General features: G+C 68.1%; 19 protein-coding genes. 12 read left to right on the top strand and 7 right to left on the bottom strand.

Features of this window, described 5'->3' with window-relative positions:
• The first annotated feature begins 47 nt into the window (after positions 1-47).
• The 4 genes from IFT71_RS01060 to IFT71_RS01045 all read left to right on the top strand — a co-directional run bounded on the left by IFT71_RS01060 (position 48) and on the right by IFT71_RS01045 (position 5,725).
• Positions 48-533 carry an RNA polymerase sigma factor gene (locus IFT71_RS01060; protein ID WP_244180773.1) on the top strand — a complete coding sequence of 162 codons (486 nt, stop codon included), beginning with the start codon at positions 48-50 and terminating at the stop codon, positions 531-533.
• 7 nt (positions 534-540) lie between these two features.
• Positions 541-1,467, top strand: coding sequence for a FecR family protein (locus IFT71_RS01055; RefSeq protein WP_244654685.1), 927 nt, complete (start codon positions 541-543; stop codon positions 1,465-1,467).
• Between the two features lie 80 nt (positions 1,468-1,547).
• Positions 1,548-4,457, top strand: coding sequence for a TonB-dependent receptor (locus IFT71_RS01050; RefSeq protein WP_192138846.1), 2,910 nt, complete (start codon positions 1,548-1,550; stop codon positions 4,455-4,457).
• The gene (locus tag IFT71_RS01045) at positions 4,457-5,725 is read left to right on the top strand and encodes a histidine-type phosphatase (protein WP_192138845.1); all 1,269 of its coding nucleotides are present in this window, start codon (positions 4,457-4,459) and stop codon (positions 5,723-5,725) included. Before IFT71_RS01050 ends, IFT71_RS01045 begins: the two co-directional genes overlap by 1 nt.
• A gap of 13 nt (positions 5,726-5,738) precedes the next feature.
• Here IFT71_RS01045 and IFT71_RS01040 read toward each other — a convergent pair whose 3' ends face one another.
• The gene (locus tag IFT71_RS01040; RefSeq protein ID WP_192097063.1) at positions 5,739-6,059 is read right to left on the bottom strand and encodes a hypothetical protein; all 321 of its coding nucleotides are present in this window, start codon (positions 6,057-6,059) and stop codon (positions 5,739-5,741) included.
• A 144-nt stretch (positions 6,060-6,203) separates the two neighbouring features.
• Between IFT71_RS01040 and IFT71_RS01035 the strand changes: the two genes are divergently transcribed.
• Together IFT71_RS01035 and IFT71_RS01030 are read left to right on the top strand one after the other, a co-directional pair.
• Positions 6,204-7,016 carry an IclR family transcriptional regulator gene (locus IFT71_RS01035; RefSeq protein WP_192138844.1) on the top strand — a complete coding sequence of 271 codons (813 nt, stop codon included), beginning with the start codon at positions 6,204-6,206 and terminating at the stop codon, positions 7,014-7,016.
• The gene (locus IFT71_RS01030; protein WP_446740740.1) at positions 7,013-7,405 is read left to right on the top strand and encodes an L-rhamnose mutarotase; all 393 of its coding nucleotides are present in this window, start codon (positions 7,013-7,015) and stop codon (positions 7,403-7,405) included. Before IFT71_RS01035 ends, IFT71_RS01030 begins: the two co-directional genes overlap by 4 nt.
• A 4-nt stretch (positions 7,406-7,409) precedes the next feature.
• Here the strand turns inward: IFT71_RS01030 and IFT71_RS01025 are convergent, their stop codons facing one another.
• Positions 7,410-8,186 carry an SDR family oxidoreductase gene (locus IFT71_RS01025; protein WP_192138843.1) on the bottom strand — a complete coding sequence of 259 codons (777 nt, stop codon included), beginning with the start codon at positions 8,184-8,186 and terminating at the stop codon, positions 7,410-7,412.
• Positions 8,183-9,037 (bottom strand): amidohydrolase family protein, encoded by an 855-nt coding sequence (locus IFT71_RS01020; protein WP_192138842.1) that lies wholly within the window; start codon positions 9,035-9,037, stop codon positions 8,183-8,185. The genes IFT71_RS01025 and IFT71_RS01020 overlap by 4 nt, the downstream gene beginning before the upstream one ends.
• Positions 9,038-9,155: 118 nt before the next feature.
• Between IFT71_RS01020 and fucP the strand changes: the two genes are divergently transcribed.
• Genes fucP through lldD form a run of 5 tightly spaced genes read left to right on the top strand, consistent with a single transcriptional unit; the run spans position 9,156 to position 14,546 of the window.
• Positions 9,156-10,490, top strand: coding sequence for an L-fucose:H+ symporter permease (gene fucP, locus IFT71_RS01015; protein ID WP_236559167.1), 1,335 nt, complete (start codon positions 9,156-9,158; stop codon positions 10,488-10,490).
• Entirely contained in the window at positions 10,487-11,227 is a 741-nt protein-coding gene (locus tag IFT71_RS01010; protein WP_192138841.1) for an SDR family oxidoreductase, read from the top strand. Before fucP ends, IFT71_RS01010 begins: the two co-directional genes overlap by 4 nt.
• Before the next feature lie 43 nt (positions 11,228-11,270).
• Complete coding sequence (locus tag IFT71_RS01005) at positions 11,271-12,119, top strand: ureidoglycolate lyase (protein ID WP_192138840.1); 849 nt, start codon at positions 11,271-11,273, stop codon at positions 12,117-12,119.
• Entirely contained in the window at positions 12,116-13,405 is a 1,290-nt protein-coding gene (locus IFT71_RS01000; protein ID WP_192138839.1) for an L-fuconate dehydratase, read from the top strand. The genes IFT71_RS01005 and IFT71_RS01000 overlap by 4 nt, the downstream gene beginning before the upstream one ends.
• 7 nt (positions 13,406-13,412) lie before the next feature.
• A complete protein-coding gene (gene lldD / locus IFT71_RS00995; RefSeq protein WP_192138838.1) occupies positions 13,413-14,546 on the top strand; it encodes an FMN-dependent L-lactate dehydrogenase LldD in 1,134 nt (377 codons plus the stop codon).
• Between the two features lie 33 nt (positions 14,547-14,579).
• Here lldD and IFT71_RS00990 read toward each other — a convergent pair whose 3' ends face one another.
• Both IFT71_RS00990 and IFT71_RS00985 read right to left on the bottom strand, forming a co-directional pair.
• A complete protein-coding gene (locus IFT71_RS00990; RefSeq protein WP_192138837.1) occupies positions 14,580-15,215 on the bottom strand; it encodes a 2-dehydro-3-deoxy-6-phosphogalactonate aldolase in 636 nt (211 codons plus the stop codon).
• On the bottom strand, positions 15,212-16,111 hold the full coding sequence (locus tag IFT71_RS00985; protein WP_192138836.1) for a 2-dehydro-3-deoxygalactonokinase: 900 nt from the start codon (positions 16,109-16,111) through the stop codon (positions 15,212-15,214). The genes IFT71_RS00990 and IFT71_RS00985 overlap by 4 nt, the downstream gene beginning before the upstream one ends.
• A gap of 256 nt (positions 16,112-16,367) precedes the next feature.
• On the opposite strand from IFT71_RS00985, the gene IFT71_RS00980 reads away from it, so the two are divergent.
• Positions 16,368-17,519, top strand: coding sequence for a cellulase family glycosylhydrolase (locus tag IFT71_RS00980; protein ID WP_192138835.1), 1,152 nt, complete (start codon positions 16,368-16,370; stop codon positions 17,517-17,519).
• A 13-nt stretch (positions 17,520-17,532) separates the two neighbouring features.
• Here the strand turns inward: IFT71_RS00980 and IFT71_RS00975 are convergent, their stop codons facing one another.
• Together IFT71_RS00975 and IFT71_RS00970 are read right to left on the bottom strand one after the other, a co-directional pair.
• Entirely contained in the window at positions 17,533-19,770 is a 2,238-nt protein-coding gene (locus tag IFT71_RS00975; RefSeq protein WP_192138834.1) for a GH92 family glycosyl hydrolase, read from the bottom strand.
• Entirely contained in the window at positions 19,767-20,924 is a 1,158-nt protein-coding gene (locus IFT71_RS00970) for a Gfo/Idh/MocA family protein (RefSeq protein WP_192138833.1), read from the bottom strand. Before IFT71_RS00970 ends, IFT71_RS00975 begins: the two co-directional genes overlap by 4 nt.

Here is a 20,924-nt window from a genome sequence, read left to right as displayed (position 1 = left end):
CCGGCGGGCGCATACCGCCTGGGCCGATGGGGACGTCCGAGCTCAGCATGGTCGATACGGGGGCGGGTCGCCTCTGGGCGGGCTGGTCGCGTCTGCGCGCGCAGGTCGAACGGCTGACGCGGCGGGCGGATGGCGAGGATCTGCTCCACGACGCCTATGTCAGCCTGGCGACCCTGCCCGCGGCGCCGCGCAACGACGAGGCGTTCCTCGTCCATGCGGCAGTCAACCGCGGCCGCGATGCGTTCCGGCGCGAGGCTGTTCGCGGGGCAAGCGAAGACGCGGGAGCGATTGAATGGCTGCGCGACTGTTCGCCGATCCAGGACGAAGTGCTGATCGCGAAGGCGCGGCTCGACCGGGTGCGCGAGGGGCTCGATCGTCTCAGCCCGCGGACCCGCGAGATCTTCCTCATGCAGCGGCTCGACGGGTATAAATATCGCGAGATTGCTGCGCGTCTGGGAATCAGCCAGAGTGCGGTCGAAAAGCACATGGCCAAGGCGATGACCTTCCTGGTCGATTGGACGGAGGATTGGTGAGCACGCAATGCATGGCCGCAAATCCCTAGACCGGATGTTTTCGGACAAGGCGGCGCCCGAACGCACTGCCGCGGAATGGATCGCGCGGCTCAACGCGGACGACGTCAGCGCACGGGACGCGGCGGTCTTTCGACAGTGGCTGACCGCGAACCCCGAACATGCCGAACGGTTCGAGCGCGCGACCGACCTGTGGGACATGGTCCCGGGAACCGCACCGTCGCGCGCACCGGTGGTGACGCGCCGCCGCGCGCTGGGCGGGGTCGCGGCACTCGCGGTCACCGCGGTCGCCGGAACCGGTGTGTTCCAGGCAGCCTATGCCGCGACGCCGTACCGGACGGGAATCGGCGAGCAGCGACGTATCGTGCTGCCCGACGGCTCGGCCCTGCTGCTCGACGCGGTCACCCGGCTGCATGTGGTCGCGACCGAGCGGCGGCGGCGGCTCTGGCTGACGCAAGGTCGCATCGACCTGACGGTGGCGCCGCGCGCGTCCCCGTTCACGATCACCGCGGCCGACCGGGCGATGACCGCCGGCGCGGGCCGCTTCGACCTGCGCTGCGACGCGCGCGACGGGGCGGCCTTTACCGCGATCGAGGGGCGGGCGACGATCGCTGCCACGACGTCGACTGGCGTTGCGCAGCTCCTGACCGACGGAGCGCGGTTACGAAACGACGTGATCGATCGTCCCGACCTCGCGGCGACACGGGCCTGGACCACCGGTCGTGCCGCGTTTCACGACGATACGCTCGCGACGGTTGCCGAGGAGGCGAACCGGTACAGCGCGACGCGGTTGGTGATCGCCGACCCGGCGGTCGCTGGGCTGCAGGTCAGCGGCATGTACCGGATGGGCGACAATGTCGCGCTGGGGCGTGCGCTCGCGACGCTGCTCGGTTTGCGGTTGCGAACGATGGACGGTGCCGTCCTGCTCGGCGGATAAAAATTCGCGTCAGCGGGGTGGGGTAGATCGCGGCTCGCCCGTCGAGGAGGTGCGGCAGTATCGCCGCCTTCCTTGGGGGGATGAACACCGTGACGACCAATCGCCGGCGCCTGCGCCGTTCGTTCGTGATGGGCGCAGCCTGCGCCGCGCTGTCGACCGCCTTTGCACCCGCCGCGGCGATCGCGCAGGCGAAGATGGTACGCGTGCATCTGGGTGCCCAGTCGCTCGGCCGGTCGCTCGAAGCGCTCGCCCGCCAGAGCGGCATCGACATCCTGTTCACGCCTGCTGCGGTTGCCGGTCGGACCGCACCCGCGATCGACGGCACGATGGCACCGCACGCCGCGGTCGAGCGGCTGATCGCCGGCACCGGGCTGATGGTCCGCCAGCAGCCCAATGGTGCGCTGATCGTCGCCGCGACGGTCGAGACCGCAGCGCCGCAGACCGCAGCGACCACGCCTGACGACGAGACCCGCGAGATCGTCGTGACGGGCTATGCGAGCAGCCTGACCGGCGCGCTGGCGCAGAAGCGCAAGGCGACCAACGTCATCGACGTCGTCAAGGCCGAGGATATCGGCAAGTTTCCCGCGCAGAACATCGCCGAAGCGCTCCAGCGCGTCCCCGGTGTGTCGATCGTCCGCGATCGTGGCGAGGGCGTGTTCGTGCGCATCCGCGGGCTCGGCGCCAATTTCCAGGTGGTGACGCTCAACGATCGCTCGGTCGCGGTGAACGAGAATGTTCGCGACAGCGGCCAGAGCGGGCGCCAGTTCCGGTTCGACACGCTGCCGTCCGAGCTCATGTCCGCGGTCGAGGTGATCAAGAGCCCGCGCGCGAGCCTCGACGAAGGCGGCATCGGCGGCACGATCAACCTGCGTACCTTCCGGCCGCTCGACCTGAAGAAGCCGGTGCTCTCGCTATCTGCGACGGCAAGCTCGCCGCGCCTGGCGGATGCGGTCGATCCGCGACTGTCGGGCATGGCGAGCTGGGCGAGCCCGGACGGCAAGTTCGGCGCGCTGATCGCGGGCGTCTATGACGAGCGCACCACGCGGCAGGACCGGATCACCGGCGTCGGCTGGGCGGACGGCAAGATCGACACCGACGGCAACGGCTCGCTCGACAGCGACACGATCCTGATCCCGACCGCGATCCGCCCGACGCTCGAGCGCGAGAACCGCGACCGGATCGGCATCAACGGCGCGGTGCAGTGGAAGCCCGACGACCGGTTCGAGCTGAACGTCGACGGGCTGTGGAGCCGGCTGAACGTCGCCTATGACGAGCTGACCTATTCGGCGGCGGATGGCTCCAACCTGCCGCGCGGGATCGTGCCGGGCAGCGCGGTGATCGAGAACGGCGTGCTGACCGGTGCGACGACGACCGCCTCGACCACGCAGATCGGCCGCGAGACGTCGGTGCTCCAGTACAAGAACTGGCTGGTCGGCACCAATGCGCGCTGGCAGGCGGGCGGCTGGACGATCGCCGCGGACGGCAGCATCGGCCAGGCCTATTCGAACACGCCCGAGCCGATCTACCGCACCCGTCTGCTCGGCACGGTGGGCGCGACGACGTTCGATTTCGGCAAGGCGGGTGATCGCCTGCCCGACGTCACGCTGCTGAACGCGGATCTCTCCAATCCGGCGCTGCTGCCCGGTCGGCGGATCGAATACCGCGTCAACGATTCGAAGGACCGCGAACGCGCCGCGAAGCTCGACGTGACGCGCGACCTGACCGGCGTGGTCAGCGCGCTGCGTGCGGGGGTGAAATATCAGAAAAGAACGCGCGCCTATGATCGCCGCGACATCAATTTCACCAGCGGCATCGCCGGCAAATATTTCGACGCGAGCTATTTCGTCCCGTTTCCGGTCGATGATTTCCTGAAGGGCGCGAACGGCACCCTGCCGACCAGCTGGGCAATGCCCGATCCGGCCAAGTTCCTCGCCGCCGCCACCGGCAAGGAGGCGCTGCTTGCCGCCCCACTCGCGCGCGGCGATCTGCGCAACAGCTATGCGATCGGCGAGGAGATCGTCGCGGGCTACGCGATGGCCGATTTCGCGTTCCCGCTCGGCGGCATCGCGGTGCGCGGCGATATCGGCGTACGCTATGCCCGGACGCGGCAGACCTCTTCGGGCTATGCCGATGACGGCAAGGTCGCGCTGCCCGTCAGCTACGACAAGACCTATGACAATTTTCTGCCCTCGCTCAATCTGGTCGCGGAGGTCTCGCCCGATCTGCAGATGCGGTTCGCCGCGTCGAAGGTCATCACCCGGCCGTCGCTCGCCGATCTGGCGCCGCGCCTCACGATCAATTCGAGCCCGACCGTCCTCACCGCGGTCGGCGGCAATCCCGAGCTGAAGCCGTTCGAGGCTTGGCAATATGACGGCACGGTCGAATGGTATTTCGCGCCCGGCAGCGCGCTGGTCGGCGGCGTGTTCTACAAGGACATCACGACCTTCGTGTTCCAGCAGACGCGCGACTTCGTCCTCGACGGCCAGACCTATCGCCTGACCGCGCCCAAGAACGGCGGCGACGCCTATGTCGCCGGCGTCGAGATCGCGTATCAGCAGCTGTTCAAGATGCTCCCCGCGCCGTTCGACGGCCTCGGCGCGCAAGCCAACTACACGCACACTAAGACCGGCGGCACCTATGCACTGGCGACCGGCGGCGTTTTCCGCGATGCGCTGGTCGACGTCGCCAAGGACAGCTTCAACCTGACCGCCTTCTACGAGAAGGAGCGCGTCGGCGCGCGCGTCAGCTATAGCTGGCGTGGCAACGTGCTGCGCGACGTCGGTGGCGCGGGGCTTGCCGCGAACAATGACAGCGCGTTCGGCAGCCTCGATTTCGACATGTCGTACAAGGTGACGCCGAACGTGATTTTCGTCGTGCAGGGGATCAACATGGCCGGCGGCGTCCAGTGGCAATATGTCCGCGACAACCAGTTTGCGGGCTATACCGATTACGGGCGGACGTTCATGGCCGGCGTCAGGGCGAAGTTCTGATGCGGACCGCCTCGCTGGCGGCCGGCCTTGCGCTGGTCGCCTCGTCCCTCGCGCCGGCTCAAACGCCGCCGTCGCGAGAGGACAAACTTGAACGCGTCGTCATCGTCATGCGCCACGGCGTGCGCAGCGCGATGTCGAGCCCCGAGGAACTGGGCCGCTACAGCCGCCGCGCTTGGCCGCGCTTCGCGGTTCCGGCGGGGCATCTGACCGCCAACGGTGCCACCCTCGTGACGATGCTCGGCGGCTGGTACGCGGCGCGCTACCGGCAGCTCGGCCTGCTCGGCGCGAGCGACTGCGCGGTCTATTACTGGGCGAACCACACGCAGCGCACCGAGGCGGCCGCGACCGCGCTCGCCGCCGGCCTGACGCCGGGGTGCGCGGCGCCGATCCACCAGTCGGCGGCAGCGCCCGATCCGCTGTTCGAGGCGCCGCAGACCCCGCTCGCGCCGCTTGATGGCCCGCGGATGCTCGCGGCGATCTCCGCGCGGGTCGGCGGCGATCTGGCGGCGTGGGACGCGCGCCAGACTCCCGGCCGCGATCGGTTCGAGGCGCTGATGCTGCAATGCCGCCGTATCCCGTGCTCGACGACCGAGCGCAGCCGCGTCCAGCGCCGGCTTGGCGATACCCCGATCGCGATGCGGATCGACGCGACGGGCAAGCCCGACCTCACCTCGCCCAGCCTGCAGGTCGCTGGCATCGCCGAAAGCCTCGTCATGGCCTATGCGGACGGGCTGGCCTTCCCCGGCTGGAGCGGGATCGACGCAGCGACGATCGGCAAGGCGCTCGCCGTCCATGGGGCCGGCATCGACCTGCGCACGCGCACCCCGGAAGTCGGCCGCCAGACCAGCAGCTATCTCGCGATGCGGCTGCTCGCGACAATCCAGCGCGGCGCCGGCGCGACCGCGCTGGCCGACCCGATCGGCGACGCGGAGAAGATCGTCGTCGTCAGCGGCCATGACGGCACGGTGACGATGCTCGCCGGGCTGCTCGGTCTCGACTGGACGCTGCGCGATTACGGCGCCGGCGAAGCCGCCCCCGGCGGCGGTCTGGTGTTTGAACTGTGGCGTCGTGGCGCGACCGGCAAGAGCGTCGTGCGGGTTCGCTATGTCGCGCAGGGGCTCGAGCAGATGCGCTACCGCATCCCGCTGTCGGCGCAGTCTGCGCCGGAAATCGTAGCGATCCCGGTCCCCGGTTGCGGCGACCCCTGCCCGCTCCCCCGCTTCACGCGCTACGTCCTCGATCAGGTGTCGCCCCCACCGAAGGAGTAGCGCGGGGGCGCGCTTAATTGCCCTCTGCGTCGACGACGAACACGACTGGCTTGCCGCGCGACATCGGCTCCCACCCTGCGCCCAACGCAGCCCGGATACCGCGCGAAATGGTCGGATCGTCGATCTGAAGCCGTCCGCGCGGCAACCCCTTCAGCAGGCGCTTGGGGGCGGGAAATTCGAGCATCGCTTCGCGCTGGCAGTCCTTTTCGAGCAGCGAAAGGACCATCCCCTTCCACCCGTCGTCGTCCGACCATTGTGGCTCGCTCTGGAGGCGCCAGTCATAGGTGGTGCCATCGACGTCGATGGTACCGGAAGTGCTGAGATTTTTCGACATGCCGCCGCCTTAGCAGGTCTGTCACGGCATGCCATGCGTCCGATCGCACGCCATAGCGGGGCCTGAATTACCAGCCTGCGACAGAGCCGCTATGTTCTTGGCGTGGGTGATCGTAGAAGCCGCCAAAAGCGCACCGGGGGAGCCATGACGACGAAATCGCGCTATCAGGCGCCCGCGCTCAAAAAGGGGCTCGAGATCCTCGAGCTGCTGGCCGCTGCCACCGCGCCGCTCAACATGTCGGATATCTCGACCGCGCTCGGCCGGTCGGTCAGCGAGATCTTCCGCATGCTGCAGGTGCTCGAGGAACACCGCTATATCGCGCGGGGCGATGACGGCTACCGGCTGACCAACCGGCTGTTCGCGCTCGGCATGAGCCAGCCGCCGGTCCGCAACCTCGTCGGCATCGCGCTCCCGGTGATGAGCGAGGTCGCGCGGCGGACCGGGCAGAGCTGTCACATGGCGGTGGCGTCGGGTGCCGAAATGGTCGTGATCGTCGGCGTCGAGGCCCCCAGCCTGTCGGGCTTTGCGATCCGGGTTGGCTATCGCCGGCCGCTGCATCGCTCGGCGTCGGGACGAGTCCTGCTGGCGTTCCAGTCGGCGGATGTGCGCCAGGCGATGCTCGACGACGTGCGTGTGGCGGGCGCTGCGTTCGACGCGGCCGCGCTGGCGGCGGAGCTGGACGCGATCGCGGCGAAAGGGCTCCACACAACCCCAAGTCCCGTATTGAACGCGATCACCGACATGTCGGTGCCCATTCTGGTGATGGGGTCCGCGCGGGCGGCGTTGACCGTGCCGTTCGTCGATGGCCCGGGCGCGCGCGTGACGCTGGACGCGTCGCAGGCGGTGCTGCGCCACGCCGCCGCGACGATCGCCGAGCAACTGTCCCCCGAAGTCCGCGACGGGCTGTATCAGCGGGTCGTCGACCATGGCGCGCCCGACACGGGATCCGACGGATGACCGCTCCAAGCGTGTCGCCTACTCCCCTCCTCACGATGGAACACGATAACATGTGGCACTGCCTCTTCCTCGACCTTCACGACGATGCCGCGCTGATCGCGGCGTATCGCGATCGCCACCGCGCGGTGCCGCCGGCCGTGCTCGCCTCGATCCGGGCGGCGGGGATCGAGGCGATGGACATCTATCAGCGCGATGACCGGCTGGTGATGATGATGCGGACCGGTCCCGGTTTCGATCCGGAGGCGAAGGCCGCGGCCGACGCGTCCGATCCCGCCGTGGTCGCGTGGGAAGCTGCGATGTCGCGCCTTCAGCGTCCGTTGCCGAGCGCGCAGCCGGGCGAGAAATGGCTGCCCGCCGAACGCATCTTCGCGCTCGACGCGCAGGGCTGACCGGTCAGGTCAGCGTACGGTCGAGATGCGTGTAGCCGCCATCGGGGATGATCCACTGCCCGGTCGTGTGCGACGACCGCGCCGACAGCAGGAACACCACGGTATCGGCAATCTCGCGATCGGTCGTCAGCCGCCGGCCAAGCGGGATGTTGCCCGCGATCTCGTCGAGCTTGGCCTGCGGATCGTCGAACGTGTCGATCCACGCGCGATAGAGCGGCGTCATCACCTCGGCGGGAAGCACCGCGTTGACGCGGACGCCGTCGCCGACCAGCGCCGCCGCCCATTCGCGCGTCAGGCCGAGCTGGGCGGCCTTGGCGGCGACATAGCCGCTGGTCTGGCCCTGCCCGGTCAGCGCGGTCTTCGACGAGATGTTGACGATCGCGCCGCGGCTGGCCTTTAGGTGCGGCAGGCAATGATGCGCCATGCCGTAATAATGGCCGACATTGGCGACCAGCGAGGCGAGGAAGGCCGCTGTTCCCGCCTCAAGCCCGATCCCGTCATTGGCGCCCGCATTGTTGACCAGGCCGTGGATGCCGTGCCCCGCCGCGACGATCTGCGCGACTGCCGAGGCGCAGGCGGCGTCGTCGGTCATCTCGGTACGGATGAATATCGTTGCGGGCTGAAGCGCACGGATATTCGCCTCGAACGCAGGGTCGAGCGCGCTACGCCCGAGGATCGCGGGGATCGCGCCCTCCTCCGCGAGCAGCGTCGAGATCGCGCCGCCGATCCCGGCGCCACCGCCGGTGACGATCACCAGTTTACCCTCGAGTCCCAGCTTCATGATAGTCCATCCTCGATAGGTGATAAGCGGTAGACGCGCGTCGCCGTGCCGCCAAAGATCGCATCGCGATACCCAGGGCAGGCGCGCGCGACGAAGGTTTCAATCAGGTCGACCACAGCCGCATGCTCAGCGGCAAGCAGGCACACCGGCCAGTCGGATCCGAAGATCAGCCGGTCCGGTCCGAAGCAGGCGAGCAGATGGTCGAGATACCGCGCGATGTCGGTCTGCGACCAGGCGGCGTGATCGGCCTCGGTCACCAGCCCCGACAGCTTGCAGGTGACGCCTGGAAAGGCGGCGATGGCTGCGATCGTCCGGGCCCATGCGCCCCATTCGCCACCCGCGATGTCTGGCTTGCCGCCATGATCGAGCACCAGCGCCCCCGCCCCGGTCGCTGCGAGCAGGTCGGGAACGCAGGCGAGCTGTGCCGGCCCGCGGACCAGTATGTCATAGGCGAGACCGCGCCCCAGGATCGTCCGCACGCCGCGCAGGACATCCTCGCGCAGCAGATAGCGCGGATCGGGTTCGTCCTGCGCGATGTGCCGTATGCCGACCAGCGGCCGCGCCGCGTGACGGTCGAGCTGGGCCGCGACGTCGGCCGCGGTCAGGTCGACCCAGCCGACGACGCCCATGAGCCAAGAGTTCGAGTCCGCGAGCGCGAGCAGCCAGTCGGTCTCCGCCGCGCTGTGGCAGGCCTGCACCGCGATGCAGCCGTCGAACGCGGTGGCCTCCAGCGCGGGCCGGACATCGACCGGGAGCCGGTCGCGCGCGAGCACGCTGCCGGGCTGGATCCAGCCATACTCCGCCGCACGATATCGCCAGAAATGCTGGTGGGCATCGATCCTCTTCACCATCGGGCTTTTGCATCCCTTCACTTGTTGCTCACCTGTGACATGATTTTTTATATATGCAAACCTCTCTCAAGGCCTATGATGGCGGCAATCGCACCAGAGGCGACGAAGAGAGGATGTCATGGCACACGCTGCGAAGGGCTCGAGCCACATGGCCGACATAGCTGACACCGCGACGAGCACAGGGCGTTTCATCCGGCCGGGATTTCGGACGGGCTTCATCCTCGTAACCAGCCTGTTCTTCCTCTGGGCGCTTGCCAACAACTTCAACGACATCCTAATTCGCCAGTTCCAGAAGGCGCTCGACCTCAATCGCGCGCAGGCCGGCCTGATCCAGTTCGTCTTCTATGTCGGCTATTTCGTGATGGCGCTGCCCGCAGGTCTGGTCATGCGCCGCTTCGGATACCGCGCAGGCATATTGACCGGGCTGGCGCTCTACGCGATCGGCGCGCTGCTGTTCTGGCCCGCCGCAGAAGTCCGCGAATATGCGGCCTTTCTCGGCGCGCTGTTCGTACTGGCGTCGGGTGCTGCCTTCCTCGAAACCGCCGCCAACCCCTATATCGTCGCGTTCGGCGACCCGGCGCGCGCCTCGCAGCGGCTGAACCTCGCCCAGGCGTTCAACGGCTTCGGCGCGGTGCTTGCGCCGACGATCGGCGGTCTGTTCATTTTCTCAGGCGTCGAGCATGACGCGGCGACGCTGACGACGATGCCGCAGGCGCAGCTGGTTGCCTATCGCGTCGCCGAAGCGCGCATGGTGCAGGTGCCGTATCTGCTGCTGGCGATCATCGTCGTGCTGGTCGGCGTCGCCATCGCACTGGTCCGCCTCCCCGCGCTCGACACCAAGACCGACGACAGCGCGCATGACGGGCTGTTCACGGTCCTGCGCGCGCCGGGGCTGTGGCGCGCGGTGGTCGCACAGTTCTTCTATGTCGGCGCACAGGTCGGCATCTGGAGCTTCTTCGTCGATTTCGTGAAGGACAGCCTGCCCGCCACGCCCGAGCGCTCGGCCGCCTATCTCCTGTCGCTCAGCCTCGTGCTGTTCATGGCGGGGCGGTTCATCGGTGCGGCGCTGATGCACCGGCTGCCGGCGACCCGGTTGCTGTTCGGGTGCGCGGTCGCCAACATCGCGCTCTGCGCGGTCGCGATGCTGTCGGGCGGCTGGATCGCGGTCGGTGCGCTCGGCCTGACCAGCTTCTTCATGTCGATCATGTTCCCGACGATCTTCGCGCTCGGCGTCCGCGATCTCGGACCGCGCGCGACGATCGGCTCCTCGCTGATCATCATGGCGATCATCGGTGGCGCGCTGGTGCCCCCGGTGATGGGCCTGATCGCGGGCGCGGCGGGTGGCCTGCACGTCGCGATGGCATTGCCGCTGATCTGTTTCGCGGTCGTCGCACTGTTCGCGCGCGGCGCGACCGACGCCCCCCTTTCCCCTACCATGAGGACGATCCATTGAGACTGAACGGTAAACGCGCGCTGGTGACCGCTGCGGCACAGGGCATCGGCCGATCGATCGCGGAGGCGTTCGTCGCACAGGGCGCGACGGTCTACGCCGCCGACCTGAACGGCGAACTGCTCGCGACCGTCCCGGGCGTCACGCCCATCATGCTCGACGTCACCGATGCGGAAGCGGTCGCGGCGCTGCCGGCGCAGATCGGCGACATCGACATCCTCGTCAACGGCGCAGGCTATGTCCATGCGGGCGATATCCTGGCCTGCGACGAGGACGCCTTTGCCTTTTCGATGTCCCTGAACGTCACGTCGATGTACCGGCTGTGCCGTGCCTTCCTGCCGGGCATGCTCGCGCAGGGCAGCGGATCGATCGTCAACCTCGCGTCGATCGCATCGAGCGTGAAGGGCATTCCCAATCGCTTCGCCTATGGCACGACCAAGGCCGCGGTGATCGGGCTGACCAAGGCGATCGCGGCGGATTATGTCCTGCGCGGCGTCCGCTGCAACGCGATCTGCCCGGGAACGATCGACTCCCCGTCGCTGCGCCAGCGTGTCGCCGAGCAGGCGAGCGCGGCCGGTATTCCGCTCGAAGAGGCGACCGCCGCCTTCGTCGCGCGCCAGCCCGTCGGCCGCCTTGGCCGCCCCGAGGAGATCGCAGCGCTCGCGTTGTACCTTGCGTCCGACGAGAGTGCATTCACCACCGGCACGACCCATGTCATCGACGGCGGCTGGGTCAACTAACCACCCCCTTCCCCACGACCTAGAACCAGAGGACGTTCGCTCCATGAAACTGTTACGCTACGGCCCGATCGGCCATGAAAAGCCCGGCATGCTCGATGCCGATGGTGCGATCCGCGATCTGTCGGGGGTCGTGGGCGACATTGCCGGCGACACGCTGACGCCCGAGGGGATCGCGACGCTGGCCGCGATCGACCCGGCGACGTTGCCGCTGGTCGACGGCACGCCGCGCTACGGCGCCTGCGTCGGCGCGGTCGGCAAGTTCATCTGCATCGGCCTCAATTACAGCGATCACGCCGCCGAAAGCGGGATGGATGTGCCCAAGGAGCCGGTCGTCTTCAACAAATGGACCAGCGCGATCTGCGGCCCCGACGACGCGGTCGAAATGCCCCGCGGCTCGACCAAGCTCGACTGGGAAGTCGAACTCGGCGTCGTGATCGGCAAGCCCGGGCGCTATATCGATGAAGCCGACGCGATGGCGCACGTCGCCGGCTATTGCGTCATCAACGACGTCAGCGAGCGCGAATACCAGCTCGAGCGCGGCGGCACCTGGGACAAGGGCAAGGGCTGCGACACGTTCGGCCCGATCGGCCCGTGGCTGGTCACGGCCGACGAGGTGCCCGATCCGCAGGCGCTGCGTCTGTGGCTCGAGGTCGATGGTCACAAGTATCAGGACGGCACGACCGCGACGATGGTGTTCGGGGTGGCCGAGATCGTATCCTATCTCAGCCGCTTCATGAGCCTCCAGTCGGGCGACGTGATCTCGACCGGCACGCCCCCCGGCGTCGGCCTCGGCCAGAAGCCGCCCAAATATCTGGCGGTGGGCAATGTCATGCGGCTCGGCATCGACGGCCTCGGCGAGCAGACCCAGCGCGTCGTGGAAGCGCGCGCATGACGACGATCACCGGGCTGCGCATTCGCGACGTCCGCTTCCCGACCAGCCTTTCGCTCGACGGCTCGGACGCGATGAATCCCGACCCCGATTACTCGGCCGCCTATGTCGTGCTGGAAACGGACACGGCCGGGCTCGAAGGACACGGCCTGACCTTCACGATCGGGCGCGGCAACGAGATCTGCGTCGCCGCGATCGGCGCACTGCGCGAGCGGGTGATCGGGCTCGACCTCGACTGGATCGCGGCGGATGCCGGGCGGTTCTGGCGCCACGTCACCAATGACAGCCAGTTGCGCTGGATCGGCCCCGACAAGGGCGCGATCCACCTGGCGACCGGCGCCGTCGTCAACGCGGTGTGGGATCTGTGGGCGAAAAGCGTCGGCAAGCCGGTCTGGCAGCTGGTCGCGGACATGACGCCCGAGGAACTCGTCCGGACGATCGACTTCCGCTACATCACCGACTGCATCACGCCCGACGAGGCGCTCGCGCTGCTGACCAAGCGGGCCGAGGGCAAGGCGGAGCGCGTCGCGACGCTCAAGGCCGAGGGCTTTCCCTGCTACACGACGTCGGCGGGCTGGCTCGGCTATTCGGACGAGAAGCTCTACCGGCTGGCGCGCGAGGCGGTCGATGCCGGGTTCGATCATATCAAGCTGAAGGTCGGGCGCGATCTGGACGACGATATCCGCCGGCTGCGGATCGCGCGCGAGGCGATCGGTCCCGATGCCAAGCTGATGATCGACGCCAACCAGATCTGGGAGGTCGACCAGGCGATCGAATGGGTCAACGCGCTCGCCTTCGCGAACCCGTGGTTCATCGAGGAGCCGACCAGCCCCGACGACGTGCTTGGCCATGCCAAGATCCGCCGCGGGATCGGATCGGTCAAGGTCGCAACCGGCGAGATGTGCCAGAACCGCATCCTGTTCAAACAGTTTATGGACGCGGGCGCGATCGACGTCGTGCAGATCGACGCGTGCCGCCTCGGCGGCGTCAACGAGGTGCTCGCGGTCCTGCTGATGGCGGCCAAGCACGACCTGCCGGTCTGTCCGCATGCCGGTGGCGTGGGGCTGTGCGAATATGTCCAGCACCTGTCGATGATCGACTATCTGTGCTTTTCGGGCACGCGCGAGGGTCGGGTGATTGAATATGTCGATCATCTGCACGAGCATTTCGTCGATCCCTGCGTCATCCGCGATGCCGCCTATATGCCGCCGACGCAGCCGGGCTATTCGATCGAGATGAAGCCCGCATCGCTCGAACTTTATGCGGTATCGGCGGAAGTGCGATACTGATCGCGTCATGATCATCGCCTCGACGCACGACTTTCGCGAGGCCGCCCGACGGCGGCTGCCGCGCTTCCTGTTCGATTATGCGGATGGCGGTGCCTATGCGGAGCAGACGCTGCGGCGCAATGTCGACGACCTTGCCGACATTGCGCTGCGCCAGCGCGTGCTGCGCGACGTCGCCGACATCGATCTGACGACGTCGCTGTTCGGGCGGACGATGGCGCTGCCCGTTGCGCTCGGCCCGGTCGGGATCAGCGGCATGTATCATCGGCGCGGCGAAACCCAGGCAGCCCGTGCCGCGACCAACGCGGGCGTGCCCTTCTGCCTGTCGACGGTTTCGATCTGTCCCTTGTCGGAGGTGAAGCAGGCGAGCGGCACGGGCGCGTTGTGGTTCCAGCTCTACGTCATCCGCGACCGGGCGTTCATGCGCGACCTGATCGCCACAGCAAAACAGATCGGCGCGGAAGCGCTTGTCTTCACCGTCGACATGCCGGTCCCGGGCGCGCGGTACCGCGACGCGCATTCCGGCATGTCGGGCGCGGGCGCACCCCTGAAGCGCGTTCTGCAGGCGATGGGCCGGCCCGGCTGGGCGTGGGACGTCGGGCTGCGCGGGCGGCCGCACAAGCTCGGCAACCTCGAACCCGTACTCGGCAGCAACAGCGGGCTCAACGACTATATGGGCTGGCTCGGCGCGAACTTCGATCCGTCGATCGGCTGGGCCGATCTCGAATGGATCCGCTCGGCCTGGGATGGACCGCTGATCATCAAGGGCATCCTCGACGTCGAGGATGCGCGCGAGGCGGTGAAGATCGGCGCGGACGGCATCATCGTCTCGAACCATGGCGGCCGGCAGCTCGACGGCGTGCTGTCGACCGCACGCGCATTGCCGGCAATTGCGGACGCGGTCCGCGGCCAGGTCACGGTGCTGGCGGACTCCGGCGTACGGTCGGGGCTAGACGTCGTGCGGATGCTGGCACTGGGCGCGGAGGGCGTGCTGCTCGGCCGCGCCTGGGTCTATGCACTGTCCGCGCGGGGCGAGGCCGGGGTCGACCTGCTACTGACGCTAATCGAGCGCGAGATGCGCGTTGCAATGGCACTGACCGGCGTCCGCCGGATCGCCGATATCGATCGGACTATCCTGGCCTAGGATTGCGGACGACCGCGCTACCCAAGCCCCGCGTTACACGGACCGCGCCGCCTGCCAGGCTGCGACGAGTGCGCGGGCGCGCGTGCCGACGGTGGCGGCGCTGTCGCCGGGCTTGTAGAGCGCGCCACCGACGCCGATCCCCTCGGCACCCGCCGCCAGCCAATCGGCGAGATTGTCCGCCCCCGTGCCGCCGACTGCCCAGACACGGACGGTCTTCGGCAGGATCTCGCGCACCGCCTTGAGATAAGCGGGCCCGAACCCGACCGCGGGAAACAGCTTCAGGCGTCGCGCTCCCGCAGCGATCGCCTGGAACGCCTCGCTCGGCGTGACGAACCCAGGCATGGGCTCGAGCCCGAGTTCGACGCCGCGGGCGATGACGGCGGGGTTTGTGTTGGGCGTCACCATGATCGTGCCGCCGGTCGCGGCCAGCGCCTCGACCGCAGCGATGTCGAGCACCGTCCCCCCGCCGATCGCGGCCCGATCGCCGAACGCCTGCTGCAGCATGCGGATGCTCGTCGCCGGGTCTGGCGAGTTAAACGGTACCTCGATCAGGCGGATACCGGCCTCGACCAGCGCCTCGCCGATCGCCAGCACCTCGTCGGGTGCGACGCCGCGCAGGATGGCGACGATGGGCGCAGTGCCCGATGCGAGCAGATCATCGACGGTCATGGTGTCTCCAGCAAGGCAAGGCCGGCAAGCGCACAGGCTTCGCCGGTATGAACGGTAGCGCCAAGGCCGCGTGCCGCGAGCGCCCGGTTGTAGCGGTCGGCGAGCGCCGGATCACCGATCAGCGTGATGGTGCCGGTGGCCGCGGGCAGGATCTCGGCGATCTCGGCACCGATGACCAGCCCGGACAGGAACCCCAGTGCCCAGCGGCCGCTGGCCCCGGTGCGCAGTTGCGCTGCCCGCGTCTCGAACAGCGCACCGAGCAGATGCCCGCCCTCCGAGATGCGGTCGAGGCCCGCGTCGAAACCGATGGCTTCATCCTCGGGCGCGCCATCATCCGCCGCCGCACGCGTCAACGTCGAATGCCGCCGCAGCAGCGCGAACAGCTCGCCCGTCACGAACGTCTGGAACCCGGTCACCCGACCGTCCTCGACACTCGCCCATTTGCTGTGCGTACCGGGCAGCGCGATCAGATGATGTCCGGATGCAAGCTCGGGCACAAGCGCCATCGCACCGAAGATCTGCGTCTCCTCGCCGCGCATCACATCGGGTGCGCCAGAGCCGCGCGTGCAGGCAAGCCCCGCGCCGATCGTGACGGGAATCCGGTCGACCATCGCGCGCGCCGATCCCGCCGCCCAGGTCTCCGGATCGGCAGGACAGTCGACATAGGGAATCTCGATCCAGCCGTTGCGCGACCCCACCATGCCGCAGAGATGGATCGCGCGCGGTTCCGATGTCGCGCGCCAGCGTGCGAGTGCGGCGCGCAACACCTGCTCGGGTGTCTGGTCGCCAAGGTCCCCGATACCGGGCCCCGCGGCGCGATCAACGACCGCACCGTTCTCGATCCGGTAGAGCCGCAGGTTGCTCGTGCCCCAGTCGCCAGCGACGGTATAGCTCATCGATCGCGCCTAACGTGGCTGACGGCGAATAGCTGAATCGCTGCGATCACCCGATCGAGTGAGGACAAACGCTTTTTCAGAACTGGCTCCCGTTCTTGGCCGCCGCTGACCCGCGCGACGCCTATTACTAATCCTATAATTATGTGCGACGAAGAAGCAATTGCCTCGCCGTATCCGCGATGACCGGCCCGGCCTTCGTTCAATTCGGCCAGACGTACCTGATCTGCAACGAGAATGACCGACAGGGGAGGATGACATGGGCAAGCTATTGCTGGCCGCGCTCGCGGCGACGACGATGCTAAGCGTCGGCACCGCCGATGCCCGCCCGCGCTGGACCGAGGCGCAGGCCAAGGCCTGGTACGTGAGGCAGCCCTGGCTGGTGGGCGCAAACTACACCCCCGCCTCCGCGATCAACCAGCTCGAAATGTGGCAGGCGGCGACCTGGGATCCCAACCGGATTCATCACGAACTCGGCCTCGCTCAAGCGATCGGGATGAACACGATGCGCGTGTTCCTTCACGACCAGCTCTGGGTTCAGGATCCCGAAGGCTTCAAGCGCCGCATCGACGCGTTCCTGACGATCGCGCACGCGCACGGCATCCGCCCGCTGTTCGTGCTGTTCGACAGCTGCTGGGATCCCGATCCCAGGCTTGGGCCCCAGCATCCGCCTATTCCCGGCGTCCACAATTCGGGCTGGGTGCAGGGTCCTGGCCTGCCGGGATTGCGCGACCAAAACCGCTACCCCGCGTACAAGGCCTATGTGCAGGGAATTGTCGGGGCGTTCGCCAAAGACGACCGCATCCTTGGCTGGGACATCTGGAACGAACCCGACAATGGCGCCGACCAGTATAGGGACCAGGACGGCAAGGAGCCGCTCGTCCGCGCGCTTCTCGCGCAGGCGTTCGACTGGGCGCGCGACGCCGACCCGTCACAGCCGCTGACGTCGGGCGTGTGGCAGCATGACGACTGGACCCCGACCGGCGGCAAGCTGTCACCGATGGAGACGCTGCAGCTGGGCCAGTCCGATGTCATCAGCTTCCACGATTACAGCTGGCCCGAGACGTTCGAGGCGCGCGTGCGCCAGTTGCTGCCGTATGACCGGCCGATCCTGTGCACCGAATATATGGCGCGCGGCAACGGATCGACGTTCGACGGCTCGCTGCCGATCGCCAAGCGCTACAATGTCGCGATGATGAATTGGGGGTTCGTCGATGGAAAGACGCAGACGCGGCTGCCCTGGGACAGCTGGAAAAAGCCCTATGTGATGGAGGAGCCGACGATCTGGTTCCACGAGGTCTTCCGCGCCGACGGCACGCCGTATCGCAAGGCGGAGACCGACCTGATCCGCCGGCTGAGCGCGGCACCCAAGACCGTGGTTCCCGGCGAACCCGGCGCACATTGGCGCTGACGCCGATCGGGTCTCAGGGCAGCGACGACGCCGCGCGACCCCAGTCGTTCGGCGTACGACCCAGATCGAGCTCGAGCGTCCCGCCCTGCAGGATCGTGGCCTGCGACACGAACGGCGTGCCGAGCGGTTGCCCGTTGAGCCGCGCCGCGCGGATATAGCGCGTCCCCGCCCCCTGCCCGCGCGCGACAATGGTGAACGTCCGCCCGCTCTCGAGCATGATCCGGCTCTGCGGCTGGTGCGGCGCGTGGAGGTAATAGAGGTCGCTGCCGAGTTTCGGGAACAGCCCGAGGCGGTTGAAGACATAATGCGAACTCATCGCGCCGCTGTCCTCGTCGCCGGGATAGGCGTCCGCGGTAAACCGCCGGAAGACGATATCGGCATATTTGCTCGCCAGATCGGGGCGCCCGACCTCGCTGAACAGCCAGGGCGTCGAGAAGGACGGCTCGTTGGTGAAGTCGATCAGCCCCGCATCGAACGCATGCTGCAACCGCCGCGTGAATGCCGCGCGCCCGCCCATGATCGCGACCATGCCCGGAACGTCGTGGACCGCAGCATAGGAGTAGATCCAGCCCGTCCCCTCGTAGAAGCCGAAATTGTCGTGCGTCTTGCCGTCCCAGCCGCGCTTGGGGTCGTTCGGCTGGAACCGGCCATCGGCGAAGCGCGGCCCGACGAACCCGGTATAGCCGTCGCTCGCCGCGCGCGGATCCCAGACGTTGCGCCAGTTGCCCGCACGCGTTCCGAGCAGCGCGGCTTCGGCTGCATGCCCCGTGCCTGCCGCGACCTTCGCCGCGTAATAGTCGTTGAGCGCCATGCCCATCGTCGCCGACCCCGAGCGTGACCGCTGCGGCGTCCCCTCGGGGCTGCGATCGTCGACCGCAAAATAGCCGTCGACCAGATAGCGCGGCCGGCGCCGCTCGAACGCGTTGAACAGGACGACGTTCGTCGCCTTCTGCCAGTCGACGCCGGGAACACCGCGCAGGAACCCCTCGCCGATCACGTTGTCGACCTCGTCGCCCGCCTGGCCGACATGGAAATTGCGCCCGGCGATGAACGCGGTATCCGCCGCGCCATAGCGTTCCCACGTCCGCACGAACGATCCGATCACGCCGGCATAGGTGCTGGGCCGGATCAGCGACATCAGCGGATAGAGCGTGTGATACGTGTCCCACAGCGTATAGTGATCGTCGTACAGCGGCGACGCGCGCTCGGTGTCCGCCTGGTCCTGCGTGCGGTCGCGTGGCTGGATGACGCTGTGGTAAAGTGCCGTGTAGAAGCGCCGCCGGTCCGCCGCGCCGACCCCGTCGATCGTGATCCGCCCCAGCGCGTCGTTCCACGCCTTGCCCGCCGCGCTGCGAACCGCGGCCATGTCCCAGCCGGGCAGGTCCTGTGCGAGCAGCTCTTCGGCGCGCGCCGCGCTGGCAAAGGAGACCGCGATCTTCATCGTGACGGGCCCGCGACCCGCGCTGCCGAAACTCCACCAGGCGCGTAGCGGCTGGTCGGCGAGCGCGCTTGCGCGCGTCGCGCCGGGTGCGCGGACGTTCGCACGTTCGATTCCCCAGGCGGTCGGCTTCGCGTCGACGCTGGCGACGAACCAGATATCGACCTCCGCGGGCGACCAGTAATGCCGCGTGCGGACTTGCCCGACGATCTTGCCCTGCTCGGGATACAGCGTCACCTCGGATCCCGCGGTGCCGAGCTCGCCCATGATCTTGCGCGTCACGTCGAACAGCAGATGCGCGTCGCCGCTGTTCGGAAAGGTGAAGCGGTACAGCGCGGCATGATGCGCGGGCGCGATCTCGACATCGGTGTCATAGCGCGCGAGCGTCACGCGGTAGCCGTCCGCCCGCGCGCGCTCGTCGCGCTTGGGCGAGAGATGCTCCGCCTCGGTCGTCGCGAGCGGCCCCGTCTGCGGCGAGACGAGGAACGTGCCATAGCTCGGCACCCCGCCCGACCCCTGCGTATGCAGCTGCGCGAACCCGCTCAGCGGGGCGGCGCGGTCATAGCCTGCATTGCTGGTCGCCGCGGTGATCGTGTTCGGACTGGGGTGGATCGACCCCGCGGGCAGCGTCGGCCCCGGGATCGTGTCGCCCTCGTCGTCGTCCCCGGTACCGATCAGGGGATCGACATAGTCGCTGAGCGGCAGCGGATCGCGACCCGGCCCCGCTCCGGCTGGTGCGGCCGCCGCGAGCGCCACGCCGACCCCGATGAGACGCAGCACCGTGCAGGCCGCCGCGCCGCGACGCGCCGTCATCGCTTCGCCGGAGTCGCACGCGCCTCCGCGGTCAGCACGAGCTCGGCCGCGAGCAGCGCGCCCTCCTGATCCTGCGCCACCGACGTGCGTTCGACCAGGTCGGTCACGAACTGCGGTCCGAACGGCAGCGGCACTTTCGAACAATCGAGATAGCGCGTCCCCTTCTTGTCCGCGATCAGCAGGTGGTTGCCGCCCGGGCGCCCTGCGATGTCCACATATTTGCGCAGCTCGATATAGCCCTCGGTGCCGAGGATGAAGAGGCGGCCGTCGCCCCAGGTCGACAGACCGTCGGGCGTGAACCAGTCGACGCGGACATAGCCCGCACCGCCATCGCCGCTCAGCATCATGTCGCCGAAATCCTCGAACTTGGGATGCGCGGGATTGCCGAAATTGCCCGTCTGCGACGCGAGCACCTGCGCGCGCTTGCTGCCCGTCAGATAGACGAACTGGTCCGCCTGGTGGCTGCCGACATCGGTCAGGATGCCGCCGTTGCGCGCCGGATCCCAGAACCAGTCGGGGCGGCTCGGCGCGGACAGGCGGTGCGGCGCGAGGTTGACCGTCTGGATCACGCGCCCGATCGCGCCGTCATGGACGAGCTGCCCCGCCATCACCGCGGCGGGCACCTCGAGCCGTTCGGAATACATGATCGCGAACTTGCGCCCCGTCTCGCGGATCGCGCGGCGGACATCGGCGAGCTGTTTCAGCGTCACGACCGCGGCCTTGTCGCTCAGATAGTCCTTGCCCGCGCGCATCACGCGGATGCCCAGCGGCGCGCGCAGCACGGGGATCGCCGCGCTGCACACCAGCTTGATCGCGCGGTCGTCGAGGATCTCCTGCTCGGACCGCGCCAGCTTGATGTCGCCATAGCGCTTGCGGAACATCGCGATCTGCTTGGGATCGGTCGCGTAGAAGGCGGTCAGGACGCCGCCGCCGCGGATCACCGCGTCGGTGATCCCATAGATATGGTTGTGGTCCATCCCGATGACCGCGAACGGCACGCGGTATTTGGCCTCGGGCGCGGGCTTTGCCACCGCCCCCTCGGTCGGTGCATCGCCGCGCGTGGCGGATTGCGCGAAAGCGTCGGCGGCGAAGCCCGCGGCCAGTCCGGCGGTCAGTCCGAGCCCGAGAAGTCCCCGGCGGTTGGTGTCGCTCAC

It is taken from the genome of Sphingomonas sp. CFBP 13733 (genome assembly GCF_014841795.1).
GTDB lineage: Bacteria > Pseudomonadota > Alphaproteobacteria > Sphingomonadales > Sphingomonadaceae > Sphingomonas > Sphingomonas aerolata.
The sequence above is the reverse complement of the archived record's forward strand: the minus strand, read 5'-3'. Positions and strand labels throughout refer to the sequence as shown.